Genomic DNA, 14,519 nt, shown 5'->3' with positions numbered 1-14,519 from the left:
GCCCGTGCGACCGCGCTTGATTTGCGTCAAGAGGCAGGGCGTGTTCGTCTCTTGAGACAGGTCAAACCGGGCGCCACATGCTAGCCTAGAAATGCCGGCTGAATGGGGACCGATTGTCCCGATGAGGTGGAAGCGTGAACCACGAACCGCTGTTGCTCGCGACGCCGTCCGGCGACGAGCTGAAATTGCGCCCTGAAGGGCCCTGGACTGCCGCCAATGTGGTGACGCTCGAAACTTTGTCCCGCTCGGTCGGAGGCGACGTCGACCGGTCGCGCGTCGTAACCCTGGACATGTCGGGCATCAGCGCGCTCGACACGCTCGGCGCCTGGGTCCTTGAAAAGCTGTCGCGCAGGGCCGCATCATCAGGCAGATCGGCCGAATTCGTCGGCGTCGCCGACCATTTCAGCGGGCTGATGGACGAGGTGCGCCAGGTCAACCGCCACACGCCGGCCCCGGCGCCTGCACCCAATCCGGTCCTGGCGAGGCTGGGCGATCTCGGCAAGTCCACGGTCGGGGCGCGGGAAGACATCACGGTCTTCCTCCAGATGCTCGGCGCATTATTCATGGCCGTGATCGGCGTGCTGCGCAGGCCGCGTTCGCTGCGGCTGACGTCACTGGTCTATCAGCTCTACCGCATCGGGTGGCAGGCGATCCCCATCGTCGCGCTGATCACCTTCCTGATCGGCGCCATCATTGCGCAGCAGGGCTTTTTCCACTTCCGCAGATTCGGCGCGGAGTCGTATACGGTCGACATGGTCGGCATCCTGGTGCTGCGTGAGCTTGGCGTGCTGATCGTCGCCATCATGGTCGCGGGCCGGTCGGGAAGCGCCTACACCGCCGAGCTCGGCTCGATGAAGATGCGCGAGGAGATCGACGCGCTCTCAACCATGGGGCTCGATCCCGTCGATGTCCTGATCCTGCCGCGCGTGGCGGCCCTGGTCATTGCCCTGCCGATCCTCACCTTCATCGGATCCATTGCCGCGCTCTATGGCGGCGGCCTTGTTGCCCAGTTCTATGGCGACATGGGACCGGCGATCTACATCGCGCGGTTGCATGAGGCCATCTCGGTCACCCACTTCGAGGTGGGCATCCTGAAGGCGCCGTTCATGGCGCTTGTGATCGGGATCGTGGCCTGTAGCGAGGGATTGCGCGTCAAGGGCAGCGCCGAGTCGCTGGGGCGGCAGACCACGACGTCGGTCGTGAAGTCGATCTTCCTCGTCATCGTGCTCGACGGCCTGTTCGCTGTCTTCTTTGCCTCGATCGGAATGTGACGATGGACGGACCGCAAGACGAGTTCGCGATCCGCGTCCGTGACCTCGTGGTCGGCTTCGGTCGTCAGACCGTGCTCGACCATTTGTCGCTCGACGTTCGCCGGGGCGAGATCCTCGGGCTCGTGGGGGCGTCCGGCGGCGGCAAGTCGGTGCTGATGCGGACCATCATCGGCCTCATCCCGCGCCGCAGCGGGACCATCGAGGTCATGGGGCAATCCGCCGGCGGCCATGGTCGAGGCGCAGCGATGGCGTGGGGCATCCTGTTCCAGCAGGGCGCGCTGTTCTCCTCGCTGACGGTGCGCCAGAACGTCCAGTTTCCGCTCCGTGAGAATCTCGTTCTGTCGCAGGAGCTGATGGACGAGATCGCGATCGCGAAGCTCGAAATGGTCGGCCTGCGCGCCGAGGACGCCGACAAATATCCGTCGGAGCTGTCCGGCGGCATGACCAAGCGCGTGGCGCTGGCGCGTGCGCTCGCGCTCGATCCGCCGATCCTGTTCCTGGACGAGCCGACCTCGGGCCTCGATCCGATCGCCGCCGGCGAATTCGACGTGCTGATCAAGACGCTGCAACGGACGCTGGAGCTGACCGTGTTCATGGTGACCCATGACCTCGCGAGCCTGACCACGGTCTGCGACCGCGTCGCCGCGCTCGCCGACGGCAAGATCGTCGCGATCGGCCCGATGCGCCAATTGCTGCAATCCGAGCATCCCTGGGTGCGCGCCTATTTCCACGGCAAGCGCTCGCAGATGCTGCAACACGAGATGAGATGAGAGATGGAAACCCGCGCTCCCTACGTGCTGATCGGCAGTTTCGTGCTGGCCGCGATCCTCGCGGTGTTCGGCTTCGTCTATTGGCTGAACAACACTGGCGGCATCGGGCCGCGCACGAACTACCACGTGCAATTCCAGGGGCCGGTGCCCGGCCTCCTGGTCGGCGCCGGCGTGCTGTTCAACGGCATTCGCGTTGGTGAGGTAACCCAGCTCGGGCTCGCGCCGGACAACCCGCGCTTCGTCAATGCGACGATCTCGGTTGCCACCGCGACGCCGGTCCGCTCCGACACCAAGGTCGGTCTCGAATTCCAGGGCCTCACCGGTGTGCCGGTGGTGACATTGGAGGGCGGCGTCATCGTCGCCAAATCCGGCGAGCCCTTGACCTTGATCGCGGAGGCCGGCGCCGGCCAGAGCATGACGCAGGCGGCGCGCGACGCGCTGCGACGGGTCGACACGGTGCTTCAGGACAATTCCGGCCCACTGAAGGACACTATTGCGAATTTCAAGACCTTTTCCGACGGGCTCGCCCGCAACACCGGTAAGATCGACGGGATTCTGGCGGGTCTCGAGAAGATGACCGGCGGCGGCACGCCCGCGCAGAAGATCACCTACGACCTGCGCACGCCGCAGAACCTCGGCCCGGCCGGCAAGACGCTGGCCGCTTCACTGGCGATTCCCGAGCCGACAGCGGTCGCAATGCTGCAGACCCAGCGGATGCTGTTCGCGCCCGCCGGGGACAGGCCGGGCTTTGGGGAGTTCCTCTGGGCCGACAGCATTCCGAAACTGGTGCAGGCTCGCCTGATCGACAGCTTCGAGAACTACGACATCGCCCACGCCCCGCTGCGCATGTCGGACTTCGGGCAGGCGGATTACCAGCTCCTGATCGATATCCGGCGCTTCCGGATCGCCACGGAGGGTGAGGCACGGGCCGAGATCGGACTTTCGGCGCGGATCGTCGACAAGAACGGCAAGGTGATCGCCTCGCGCCTCATTGAGACCAGCGAGAAGCTCGACAAGGTCGAGCCGGCCGCGGCCGTCGCCGCCTTCGATGCGGCCTTCGCGCGCATCGTAAAGGAGCTGATCGGTTGGACCGTGCAGGCTGTGTGAGGCCGACTATTCCAGCGTCTTGAGGTAGGACAGGAGATCGTGGATCTGGTCCGGATTGAGCTCGAAGACCGGCATGTCGGCATGACCGGTGTAGATGCCCTCCGCCAGCGCCTCGCCAAGGCTGTCGATCGGATAGCGGCGATGCAGGGTGCGCAACGGAGGCGCGATCTCGACCGGGCTCTTGGAGACGCGGTCGATGGCGTGACAGCGGGCGCAATTGGCCCGAGCAAAGGCCTTGCCGCGTTGTTCGGCGGTCGGGGCCGCCAGCGCAGGCGTAACCAGAAGCAGCCCGATCAGGCCGTGACGCAGAGCGCTTTGCAGCATGGAAGGTGATCCCGTCGAACCGTGGGCGCAGAATAAGACGGGGATGCCACTCAAATTTGATCTGAGTCAATCGGCTGTGGCGCGATGCAGTAAAATGCAGTCGCGCGGTGGACTCGGTCTGGTGTCGGGGACAGCCGGCGCGAGGAGCGGTGGATGAAGCCTTCCGTGGTCACGATTGAGCCGAACGGACATTTCTGCGACGATTGCGCCGTGCGCGGGGCTGCGGTTTGTTCGTCGCTGGATGCGGCCGAGCTCAGGGAATTCGAGCATCTCGGCCGCCGTGTCCATTTTGGCTCGGGCGAGACCGTGTTCTCCGAGGAGGAGATCACGACCTCATTCTACAATGTTCTCGAAGGCGTCATGCGGCTGTACAAGTTGCTGCCCGACGGCCGGCGGCAGATCGTCGGCTTTGCCTTGCCGGGTGACTTCCTGGGGATGAATCTATCCGGCCGGCACAACTTCTCGGCCGACGCGATCGGTGCGGTGACCGTGTGCCAATTCGCAAAGGCGTCCTTCAGCCGTTTCATCGAGGATCGGCCGCAGCTGCTCAGGCGAATCAATGAGCTGGCCATTCGCGAGTTGAGCCAGGCTCGCGACCATATGGTCCTGCTCGGCCGACGCTCGGCCGACGAGAAGGTCGCGACCTTTCTGCTCGGCTGGCGCGAGCGGCTGGTCACGCTCAAGGGCCTCTCCGACACGGTACCGCTTCCGATGAGCCGTCAGGACATCGCCGATTATCTCGGCCTCACCATCGAAACAGTCAGTCGCACCTTCACCAAGCTGGAGCGTCAGGGCGTGATCGAGATCATCCACGGCGGCATCAGCCTGCTCGATCCGGCTCGCGTCGAGGCCATGGCTGCGGCCTGACCTCCTGTCCACAACGCCCCAAGGCATTTGATCCCGATCAATGACGCCGGCCGTGCGCAGCAAAACAATGCTGCAAACAATCCGGGAGGGGCATGATGCCTGCTGACGCATTGCTGGTGACCATCGTCGTCGTCGCGATCTTCGTCGCATTCGCCGCGGTTCTGGCTTGGGCAGACCGGCAAACCAGCGCGGGCCGGCTCGATCCGGATACCAAGCGCTGAAGCTGAAGCGCCTCAGTCTTCGTCCGCTTCCGGCGTGTCGACCGCCGGCTCTTGCCGGGCCGGCGGTGACTCTCGGCGGCAGCTCGACGCAACCACAGCCTGTGTTGCCTGCAACTCTGCGTCAGCCGAGACGCATCCATGCATCCTTCGGATGTGAATTCTCGGCCGTACCACGTCCTTTTGGTGGCATTTACCTCGAATCGCGCGCGTGCTTTCCGGTTGAAAAGCCTGATAACGTTGACTACGCAGGAACCCAGTGCCTCGTAGTCTTAGGAGCCCCGCGGCGTGCCTCAGGACAAGACCGGCGATCCCCGACAGTCGGCGGGCAGCAAATTATCGGTCCTGCGCAAGCACCCGATCTTCGCGGATCTGGAGCCCGAAGCGCTCGATCAGCTCTGCCGCTACGCCAAGCACACCACCGTCAAGCGCGGCGCGACGATCGCCGCCAAGGGCGATCCCGGCAACAGCCTGTTCGCGGTGGTCGCGGGGACAGTCAAGATTTCCTCCTCGTCGCCTGATGGGCGGAACGCCATTCTCAATCTGATCGGCCCGGGAGAAATCTTTGGCGAGATCGCGGTGCTCGACGGCGCCCCCAGGTCGGCGGATGCGACCGCCAACACCAACTGCGAGCTCTACGTCATCGATCGCCGGGACTTCCTGCCCTTCGTCAAGAGCCAGCCGGCGCTGGCGATGAAATTCATCGAGCTGCTGTGCGCGCGTCTGCGCTGGACCAGCCAGCAGGTCGAGCAGGTGATCCTCCAGAATCTGCCGGGCCGGCTCGCGAGTGCGCTGCTCGGCCTTACCGAGGAGCGCAAGCTCGATTCCGGCAGCGGCACGCTCGCCATCACGCAGCAGGAAATCAGCGAGATGGTGGGAATGACGCGCGAGAGCATCAACAAGCAATTGCGCGTCTGGGCCGGACGTAACTGGGTTCGCCTCGAGCACGGCGCCATCGTGGTGCTGGATACGGACGCGCTGCGCGAGCTCGCCGAGAGCGGCCTCGACGACGACTGACGGCGTCTGCCTAAAGCGGAATGGTTCAGGTTGAATCGATTGCCACGGGCTCGGTGCAACCTCTCCCGCAAGCGGGAGAGGGAGTTCACCTCCGTTGTGGCGATCGAACTGATCTCATCACTGCTCTAGCTATCGATGATGGCGACCGCGCGGGTCCAGCCCGCGGAGGCGCGCTCGATCTTCACCGGAAAGCACGAGATCGTGAATCCGGTCGATGGCAGCTGGGCGAGATTGTGCAGCTTTTCGAGATGGCAATAGCCGATGTGCCGTCCCGCCTTGTGGCCCTCCCAGATCAGGCTGGCATCTTTCGTTTCGGCATACTTCCGCGCGGTGTAGACGAACGGCGCGTCCCAGCTCCAGCCGTCGGTGCCCGTCAGCCGCACGCCGCGTTCGAGCAGGTACATGGTGGCTTCATAGCCCATGCCGCAGCCGGAATTGACGTAGTCGGCCCTTCCGAACTTCGCGCCGGCGCTGGTGTTGACGACGACGATCTCCAGCGGCGACAGCGTATGCCCGATGCGCTTCAGCTCCGTCTCGACGTCGGCCGCACTTGCCACATAGCCGTCGGGCAGATGCCGGAAGTCAAGCTTCACGCCGGGCTGCAGGCACCATTCGAGCGGTACCTCGTCGATCGTCCATGATCGCTCGCCGCGGTTCATGGTGGGATGGAAGTGCCAGGGCGCATCGAGATGCGTCCCGTTGTGGGTCGACAGCGAGACCTGCTCGACGGCCCAGCCCTGACCATCAGGCAGATCCTGCGCCTTGAGGCCATCGAAGAACTGCAGCATGCGCGGCAGCCCCTGCTGGTGATCGATATACTGGATCGTCGGGTGATTGCCCGGCGGATCGGCGGTCACGTCGTTCGTGAGCGGCACCGAGATATCGATCAGCTTCCGCGGCATGGGCATTCCTCAACCTGGTTCCGGCGTTCCGGCATCTTGAGGGGGCTTCATCGGCAGCGTCAAGTCACGTCGTCTTCAGGGATGCGCCAGTTCGTTCGATGCAACTCCTGCATTGATCGATCCCGCTTGCATTCTCGCTGTGGCTGCGACGCCTCTTGATGGGCTACAAGGGCTGGCAACATCAGGGAGACGCTATCAGTGACGGACTATCGCAAGCTCTTCGATCTCACCGGCAAGACGGCAGTCGTTCTCGGCGCCGCCTCCGGCATCGGCAAGTCGTCGGCCGAGGCGCTCGCGGATCTCGGCGCCCGCGTGGTCTGCGCCGATCGCGCGTTCGATGCGGCGGAAGCGACCGCCGCCGGCATTCGCGACAAGGGCGGCTGGGCGGAAGCAGCTGGCTGCGACGCCGCAAGCGCCGCGGACGTCAACGCGCTGGCGAAGACCGTGATGCAGAAATTCCAGCGGCTCGAGATCGCCGTGACGACGCCCGGGCTCAACATTCGCAAGACCATCCTCGACTATACCGAGGAGGATCTCGACCGCGTCCTCAATCTCAACATCAAGGGCACGGTGTGGTTCTTCCAGGCCTTCGGTCGCATCATGGTCGCGCAGAAAGGCGGCAGCATCATCGCCTGCTCCTCGGTGCGCGCAGTCACCATCGAACCCGGCCTCGGCGTCTACGGCTCGACCAAGGCGGCGATCGGCCTGCTGGTGAAGGGCTTTGCCTCCGAGGTCGGCCACGCCGGCGTGCGTGTCAACGCGATCGCGCCGAGCATCGCCGAGACCGCACTGACCGGCCCGTTCAAGCAGCGGCCGGACATCTACGATCTCTACGCCGGTCACACCGTGTTCAACCGCTGGAGCAGTGCCGACGAGGTCGCCACCGCGGTCGCCTATCTCGCCTCGGACGCCGCGAGCTATGTCAGCGGCAGCACGCTGTTCGTCGACGGTGGCTGGACGGCGGTCGACGGCCCGCCGACTGGTCTCACCCAGCTCCACAAATAGGGAAGGCATTCGCATCTGGCTGTATAGCTGGCGGCGCGCGTCCGTCGGAAACCGGCCGGCGCGCAACCGCCGCTTCATTCCCTGCCAAAATCCGTCTTCGCGGTTGCAGCAGGAACCCGCGGCGCGTGCGCTTTGAGCAAATCGCATGGGCCGTGCCGGATAAATGCGCTCGGCTGGCCGGTATTTTGGTGTTACGAACTGGGACATGAACCAGCACGCCAAGTTCGACACCAAGATCGAAATCCGCCATTCGACCTGTCCGCATGACTGCCCCTCGGCCTGCGCCCTCGATGTCGAGGTGATCGAAGGCCGCAGCATCGGCCGCGTCCGCGGTTCGAAAAAGCAGACCTACACGGCCGGCGTGGTCTGCGCCAAGGTTGCCCGCTATGCCGAGCGCATTCATCATCCCGAACGGCTGATGTATCCGATGCGCCGAACGGGCGCGAAGGGCTCGGGACAGTTTGCGCGGATTTCCTGGGACGAGGCGCTGGACGAGATCGCGCACCGCTTCAACGAGGCCGAGCGCGAGTTCGGCGCGGAATCGATCTGGCCCTACTACTACGCCGGCACGATGGGCCTTGTGATGCGGGACGGCCTCAACCGCCTCACCCATGTGAAGAAATATTCGCGCTTCTATCAGACCATCTGCGCCAATGTCGCGCGCATCGGCTTTGCGATCGGCACCGGCAAGATCGCCGGCGTCGATCCGCGCGAAATGGCGCTTTCCGACCTCGTCGTGATCTGGGGCACCAATCCCGTCAACACCCAGGTCAACGTGATGACGCACGCCTCACGCGCGCGCAAGGAGCGCGGCGCGAAGATCGCCGCGGTCGACATCTACGACAACGAGACCATGAAGCAGGCTGACATCAAGATTATCCTGCGCCCCGGCACCGACGGCGCGTTCGCCTGCGCCGTGATGCACGTGCTGTTCCGCGACGGTTATGCCGATCGCGCCTATATGGACAAGTACACGGACTGTCCGGCCGAGCTCGAGGCGCATCTGACAACGCGCACGCCGGAATGGGCGTCGAACATCTGCGGCGTGCCGGTGGCGGAGATCGAGGCGTTCGCAAAAGCGGTTGGGGAGACCAAGCGAACCTTCTTCCGCTTTGGCTATGGCTTCACGCGCAGCCGCAATGGTGCGACGCAGATGCACGCTGCCAATTGCATTCCCGCAGTGACCGGTGCCTGGCAATATGAAGGGGGCGGCGCCTTCTTCAACAATTTCGCGCTGTGGCACTTCAACGAATCCATCATCGAAGGCCACGACGCGATCGACAAGTCGACGCGCGCGCTCGACCAGTCGCAAATCGGCCGCATCCTCACCGGCGATGCCGAGGCTCTGCAAGGCAAAGGCCCGGTCAAGGCGATGCTGATCCAGAACACCAACCCGATGACGGTGGCGCCGGAGCAGGCTCTGGTCCGGCAGGGCTTTGCGCGCGAGGACCTGTTCGTCGCGGTCCACGAGCAATTCATGACCGAGACGGCGCAGATGGCCGACATCGTGCTGCCGGCCACCATGTTCATGGAACATGACGACCTCTATTACGGCGGCGGCCACCAGCACATCTCGGTGGGGCCGAAGTTGATCGATCCGCCCGGCGAATGCCGCTCCAACCACGAGGTGTTGCAGGCGCTGGCGCCGCGGCTCGGCGCCAGGCATCCGGGCTTCGAGATGACGCCCCGCGAATTGATCGACGCGACCTTGAGGCTGAGCAATCACGGCGACATCGCCGGCCTCGAAGCCGATCTCTGGCGAGACCTGCAGCCTGATTTCCGCACCTCGCACTATCTCGACGGCTTTGCCCACGCCGACGGCAAATTCCATTTCAAGGCCCATTGGGCGCATCCGCCGTTCGGTCAGACCATGGGCGATTTCGACAAGATGCCTGATCTGCCGGACCATTGGGCGGTGATCGAGCACATCGACCAGGCCCATCCGTTCCGGCTTGCGACCAGTCCGTCGCGCAGCTTCCTCAACACCACGTTCAACGAGACGCCGTCCTCGCAGGCGCGCGAGGGCCGGGCCAGCGTGATGATCCACCCGCTGGATGCGGCCTCGCTGGGCATTGCGGATGGCGATGCGGTCACGCTCGGCAATACCCGTGGCGAGACCACGCTGATCGCAACGTTGTTCGAGGGCGTGCGGCGCGGTGTGCTGATCGCCGAGTCCGTCCACCCCAACAAGAACCATGTCGGCGGTCGCGGCATCAACATGCTCACCGGCGCGGACACCATCGCGCCGATCGGCGGGGCCGCCTTCCACGACAACAAGGTCTGGATCAGGAAAGCGGTCGCCGCCTGAGCGCGCACGGCGATCGGATGGCAGTTTGTGTCGAGGCGCTAAAGCAGCGGCCTGCCGCAGTTTGCGCTTGCACCTCCCGCCCGAGCTGCCGCAAATGGCTGCAAGCGGAGCCAGGGAAGCGAGCGGGCCATGACCGACACCACAGCCGTCATCACCGAGAAGCGCGGGCAGGCGTTCTGGATCACCATCAACCGGCCGGAGAAGCGCAACGCGCTGAACGGCGACGTGATCGCCGGCATCAGCAAGGGCTATCGCGACGCGCATGACGACAAGGACGTCCGCGTCATCGTGCTGACGGGCGCGGGCGACAAGGCTTTCTGCGCCGGCGCCGATTTGCAGAATTCCGGCGCGGCCTTCGCGATGGATCATTCCAAACCAAATGTCGACTATGCCGATCTGCTGCGTTTGTCACAGAACGCCACCAAGCCGGCGATTGCGCGGGTCGGTGGTGTCTGCATGGCCGGCGGCATGGGCCTCTTGTGCATGACCGATATGGCGGTCGCGGCCGATCACGTCGTCTTCGGCCTGCCGGAGGTGAAGGTCGGCGTCTTCCCGATGCAGGTGTTGAGCCTGCTCCAGAGCATCGCGCCGCCGCGCCTCGTCAACGAATGGGCGCTCACGGGCGAGCCGTTCGACGCCAAGGCCGCACAGGCCGCGGGCCTCCTCAACTACGTCGTGCCCACCGCCGAGTTAGATGCCAAGGTCGACTGGCTGATCGGCCGCATCGTCGACAAATCGCCGACCGCGATCCGCCGCGGCAAGTACGCCATGCGCGCGATCGCCTCGATGTCGTTCGACGAGAGCATCGCCTATACCGAAAGCCAGATCGCGCTGCTCGCGATGACCGAGGACGCCAAGGAAGGCCTGAAGGCGTTCAGCGAGAAGCGGAAGCCGGTCTGGACGGGGAGGTGAGGGAGGCTCGATCTCGTGTCCCGGACGCGCTACAACGCGCCAGCGTTGCTGCGCAGCGCCGGGACCCAGGGGGGCACGGGGACACGCAGCGACTGAGCCCCGGCTCTGCAGCGCACCGCCAAGGGCGCTGCGCTGCGTCCGGGGCACGAGAGCGTGTCCCTCAGCTCCATTCGATTTTCAAAGAGAGTGCAGCCGCATTCTCCAGCGTCATTCCGGGGCGCGCGTAGCGCGAGCCCGGAATCCATCGTGCAACAAGCAATGCGGAGAAATAGATTCCGGGCTCGCGCCAAGTGGGCGCGCCCCGGAATGACAATCTCACCCCGCATTCGCCTTCATCCCCGCCGCCTGGATACCCGCCACCGCGCAGGCCTCGTCATTGTCGGAAGTGTCGCCGGAGACGCCGACGGCGCCAAGCAAGGTCGTGCCGTCCATGATCAACACACCGCCGGGGACCGGCACCAGCGCGCCCTTCGCGATCGTGTTCACGGCATCGATGAAATACGCCTGCTCCTGCGCGCGCTGGAACAGCGCGCGCGAACCCATGCCCATGGCGAGCGCGCCATAGGCCTTGCCGTGGGCGATCTCGGCGCGCATCAGGCTGGTGCCGTCCTGGGCCGCTGCGAGCTTGAGCACGCCGCGCGCGTCGAGGATGGTCACGACCAGCGGCTTCAGCTTGAGCTCGCCTGCTTTGGCGAAGGCGGCCTCGAGGATTTTTCGGGCGGTGTCGAGCGTGAGTTCAGCCATGATTGGTTTCCTTTGCAGCTGGAGAAGTGGAATTGGTCTCGGCGCGATCGAGGCTCATCGCCAGCACGCGCGCGACGTGAAGCGCCTCGCGTTGCGTGCCGTCATGGATCTGGTGCCGGCAGGAGGTGCCGTCGGCGACGACCAGCGTATCTGGGTCCGCGCGCCGGACGGCAGGCAGCAGCGACAGCTCGGCCATCTCGATCGAGGCGTCATAGGTGTCCGCGCCGTAGCCGAACGCGCCGGCCATGCCGCAGCAGCTGGACTCGATGGTCTCGACCTTCAGGGCGGGGACGAGGCGCAGCACCTGCTCGACCGGCTTGAAGGCGCCGAAGGACTTTTGATGGCAATGGCCGTGCACAATGGCCTTGTCGGCGACGGTGCCCAGCGGCAGTTGCAGCCGGCCGGCCTCGGCCTCGCGCACCAGAAATTCCTCGAAGGTGAGGGCATGGGCACTGATGGCCTTGGCGTCGTTGTCCTTGCGCAGCGAAGCGAGCTCGTCGCGCAGCGTCAAGAGGCAGCTCGGCTCGAGGCCGACGATCGGCACGCCGCGCGCGGCGAAGGGCGCGAAGGCGGCCACGAGGCGATCGAGCTCAGATTTCGCTTCGTCGACGAGGCCGGCAGAGAGAAACGTGCGGCCGCAACAGAGCGGCCGGCCGCCGCTCGCAGGCTTCGGCAGATGCACGCGATAGCCGCCGGCCACCAGAACGCGTAGCGCGGCGTCGAGATTCTCGCGCTCATAGATGCGGTTGAACGTGTCGGTGAACAGAACGACTTCGCGGCCGGCGTCCGGGCCGACGCTGTCGGCCGGCGGCACGAACACGTCGCTGCGGAAGGCGGGCAGGGCCCTGCGCGCGCTGATGCCGGCAAAGCGCTCGAACAGCTTTCGCAACCGCGGGCTGCGATTGCGCAGATTGGCCAGCGGCGCGAAGCGCGACGCGAGTCCGGCATAGCGCGGGAGGTAGCCCACAAGCCGATCCCGCAACGTCAGGCCGTGCGTGGCAGCGCGCGCGGCCAGCACCTCGATCTTCATCTTGGCCATGTCGACCCCGGTCGGGCACTCATGGCGGCAGGCCTTGCAGGAGACGCAGAGCTTCAGCGTCTCCATCATCTCGTCCGACGCCAACGCGTCGGGGCCGAGCTGGCCCGAGATCGCAAGGCGCAGCGTGTTCGCACGCCCTCGCGTGACATCCTTCTCGTTGCGCGTCGCGCGATAGGAGGGGCACATCACGCCACCCTCGAGCTTGCGGCAGGCGCCGTTGTTGTTGCACATCTCGACCGCGCCCTGGAAACCGCCACCCGCGCCGGGATAAGCCGACCAATCGAGTTTCGTTTTCAATTCAGTGACACGATAGTCGGGTTTGAAGCGGAACAGCGAGCGGTCGTCCATCCTGGGTGCATCGACGATCTTGCCGGGATTGAGGACGCCGGCGGGATCGAACCGCTGCTTCACTTCCCTGAAGTCGGCGACGAGGCGCTCGCCGAACATGGTCTCGTGAAATTCCGAGCGTACCAGGCCGTCGCCATGCTCGCCGGAATGCGAGCCCTTGTACTCGCGGACCAGCGCAAACGCTTCCTCGGCGATGGCACGCATCGCCTTGACGTCCTTCTCCAGCTTCAAATTCAGCACCGGACGCACATGCAGGCAGCCCTCCGAGGCGTGCGCATACATCGTGCCGCTGGTGCCGTGCCTGGCAAACACCTCATTCAGCCGCGCCGTGTAGTCGGCGAGATGGGGTAGCGGCACCGCGCAGTCCTCGACGAAGGAGACCGGCTTGCCCTCCTGCTTCATCGACATCATGACGTTGAGGCCGGCGGCGCGGAAGTCGGCGATGCCGCTCTGCAGCGCGGGCTCGATGATCTCCACCACGCCGCCCCATTTGCGCGGCTCGTTATTCCAGCCGAAGCCGAGGTCCCCCATCAGTTCGCCGAGCTGCTTGAGCCGCGCCAGATTGTCCGCCTGGTCCTCCTCCGCGAATTCGACCACCAGCACCGCGTCCGGATCGCCCTTGATCGCCGCATTGATGATCGGCTTGAACATCGCGATGTCGCGGCCTAGCGCGATCATGGTGCGGTCGACGAGCTCGACCGCGATCGGCTTGAGTTTCACCAGATGCTGGGCCGCATCCATCGCCTCGTAGAAGCTGCCGAAATGACAGACCCCGAGCGCCTTGTTGCGGATCACGGGCCAAAGCTTCAGTTCGACCTTGGTGGTGAAGGCGAGGGTGCCCTCGGCGCCGACCAGGAGATGCGCCATGTTGTTCGGTGCATTGCGCGGCACCAAGGCGTCGAGATTGTAGCCGCCGACGCGGCGCTGCACTTTTGGGAAGCGTGTCGCGATCTCGTCGGCCTCGCGGGCTCCGAGATCGAGCATGTCGCGGATCAGGGCGCGGGTGCTGTCCCCGGCTTTGAGATCGGAGAGATCGCGCGACACCTCGCCGAAGCGGCTCAGCGTGCCGTCGGCGAGAGCGGCCTCCATCGACAATGTGTTGTCGCGCATGGTGCCGTAGCGCAAGCTGCGGCCGCCGCAGGAATTGTTGCCAGCCATGCCGCCGATGGTGGCGCGCGAGGCGGTGGAGACGTCGACCGGAAACCACAGGCCGTGTTTTTTGAGCTGGCGGTTGAGGTCGTCGAGCACGATGCCGGGCTCGACCACGCAGGTGCGGGCTTCGACGTCGAGCGACAGGACCCGGTTCAGATGCTTGGAGAGATCGACCACCAGGCCGTCGTTGACGGTCTGGCCGCATTGCGAGGTGCCGCCGCCGCGGGGAGTGACCTTCAGCCCCTCGTCGCGGGCGATCGCCAATGCCCGCAGCGCCTCGTCCATGCTGCGCGGCACCACCACGCCGGCCGGCATGATCTGGTAGAACGAGGCGTCGGTGGCGTAGCGGCCGCGGCTGAAGGGGTCGAACAGGACGTCGCCAGTGATTTCCCGGGCCAGACGTGCCGCCAGACCGTCTTTTCCGACCGATTTCGGTGATTTTCCAGCCACTTCCGTCGCCATGGTCCGCTCTTGCCCGTTCGCCTGCACCGTCTTTGCCTCCCGTCACGGCCCTTGGCAAGCGAGCCCTGCTTCT

Annotated in this window: 13 protein-coding genes; 9 read left to right on the top strand and 4 right to left on the bottom strand. The window is 65.1% G+C overall.

From position 1 onward, the window contains the following. Positions 1-134 precede the first annotated feature (134 nt). The 3 genes from EDE08_RS31710 to EDE08_RS31700 are packed head-to-tail and all read left to right on the top strand — an operon-like array spanning position 135 to position 3,148. Positions 135-1,271, top strand: a complete 1,137-nt coding sequence (locus EDE08_RS31710) for an ABC transporter permease (RefSeq protein WP_131873080.1) — start codon at positions 135-137, stop codon at positions 1,269-1,271. 2 nt (positions 1,272-1,273) lie between these two features. Continuing rightward, complete coding sequence (locus EDE08_RS31705) at positions 1,274-2,041, top strand: ABC transporter ATP-binding protein (protein ID WP_165936293.1); 768 nt, start codon at positions 1,274-1,276, stop codon at positions 2,039-2,041. 3 nt (positions 2,042-2,044) lie between these two features. Next, positions 2,045-3,148: an ABC-type transport auxiliary lipoprotein family protein gene (locus EDE08_RS31700; protein WP_131873076.1), complete on the top strand. Its 1,104-nt coding sequence runs from the start codon at positions 2,045-2,047 to the stop codon at positions 3,146-3,148. Positions 3,149-3,154: 6 nt separating this feature from the next. On the opposite strand, the gene EDE08_RS31695 is transcribed toward EDE08_RS31700, so the two are convergent. Beyond that, positions 3,155-3,472 carry a c-type cytochrome gene (locus EDE08_RS31695; protein WP_061877939.1) on the bottom strand — a complete coding sequence of 106 codons (318 nt, stop codon included), beginning with the start codon at positions 3,470-3,472 and terminating at the stop codon, positions 3,155-3,157. A gap of 153 nt (positions 3,473-3,625) precedes the next feature. Between EDE08_RS31695 and EDE08_RS31690 the strand changes: the two genes are divergently transcribed. From EDE08_RS31690 to EDE08_RS31685, 3 genes are all read left to right on the top strand, one after another. Then, complete coding sequence (locus EDE08_RS31690) at positions 3,626-4,339, top strand: helix-turn-helix domain-containing protein (protein ID WP_131873074.1); 714 nt, start codon at positions 3,626-3,628, stop codon at positions 4,337-4,339. Between the two features lie 92 nt (positions 4,340-4,431). Next, a complete protein-coding gene (locus EDE08_RS39420) occupies positions 4,432-4,560 on the top strand; it encodes a hypothetical protein (RefSeq protein WP_256439371.1) in 129 nt (42 codons plus the stop codon). A gap of 285 nt (positions 4,561-4,845) precedes the next feature. Next, a complete protein-coding gene (locus EDE08_RS31685; protein WP_028181558.1) occupies positions 4,846-5,574 on the top strand; it encodes a Crp/Fnr family transcriptional regulator in 729 nt (242 codons plus the stop codon). Positions 5,575-5,699: 125 nt separating this feature from the next. Here the strand turns inward: EDE08_RS31685 and EDE08_RS31680 are convergent, their stop codons facing one another. Next, positions 5,700-6,476 (bottom strand): cyclase family protein, encoded by a 777-nt coding sequence (locus EDE08_RS31680; protein WP_131873072.1) that lies wholly within the window; start codon positions 6,474-6,476, stop codon positions 5,700-5,702. Between the two features lie 198 nt (positions 6,477-6,674). Between EDE08_RS31680 and EDE08_RS31675 the strand changes: the two genes are divergently transcribed. The 3 genes from EDE08_RS31675 to EDE08_RS31665 all read left to right on the top strand — a co-directional run bounded on the left by EDE08_RS31675 (position 6,675) and on the right by EDE08_RS31665 (position 10,701). Continuing rightward, positions 6,675-7,481, top strand: a complete 807-nt coding sequence (locus EDE08_RS31675; RefSeq protein ID WP_131873070.1) for an SDR family NAD(P)-dependent oxidoreductase — start codon at positions 6,675-6,677, stop codon at positions 7,479-7,481. Positions 7,482-7,686: 205 nt separating this feature from the next. Beyond that, positions 7,687-9,789: a molybdopterin oxidoreductase family protein gene (locus tag EDE08_RS31670; RefSeq protein ID WP_131873068.1), complete on the top strand. Its 2,103-nt coding sequence runs from the start codon at positions 7,687-7,689 to the stop codon at positions 9,787-9,789. A 129-nt stretch (positions 9,790-9,918) separates the two neighbouring features. Continuing rightward, entirely contained in the window at positions 9,919-10,701 is a 783-nt protein-coding gene (locus EDE08_RS31665) for an enoyl-CoA hydratase/isomerase family protein (RefSeq protein WP_131873066.1), read from the top strand. 315 nt (positions 10,702-11,016) lie between these two features. Here the strand turns inward: EDE08_RS31665 and EDE08_RS31660 are convergent, their stop codons facing one another. Together EDE08_RS31660 and EDE08_RS31655 are read right to left on the bottom strand one after the other, a co-directional pair. Further along, positions 11,017-11,445, bottom strand: coding sequence for a GlcG/HbpS family heme-binding protein (locus EDE08_RS31660; RefSeq protein ID WP_131873064.1), 429 nt, complete (start codon positions 11,443-11,445; stop codon positions 11,017-11,019). Further along, positions 11,438-14,446, bottom strand: a complete 3,009-nt coding sequence (locus EDE08_RS31655) for an FAD-binding and (Fe-S)-binding domain-containing protein (RefSeq protein WP_131873062.1) — start codon at positions 14,444-14,446, stop codon at positions 11,438-11,440. Before EDE08_RS31655 ends, EDE08_RS31660 begins: the two co-directional genes overlap by 8 nt. Between the last annotated feature and the right edge of the window lie 73 nt (positions 14,447-14,519).

The sequence above is a fragment of the Bradyrhizobium sp. R2.2-H genome (assembly GCF_004346455.1).
Taxonomy (GTDB): Bacteria; Pseudomonadota; Alphaproteobacteria; order Rhizobiales; family Xanthobacteraceae; genus Bradyrhizobium; species Bradyrhizobium diversitatis.
Note: the sequence above shows the minus strand (reverse complement) of the source record. Positions and strands in the feature narration are given on the sequence as shown.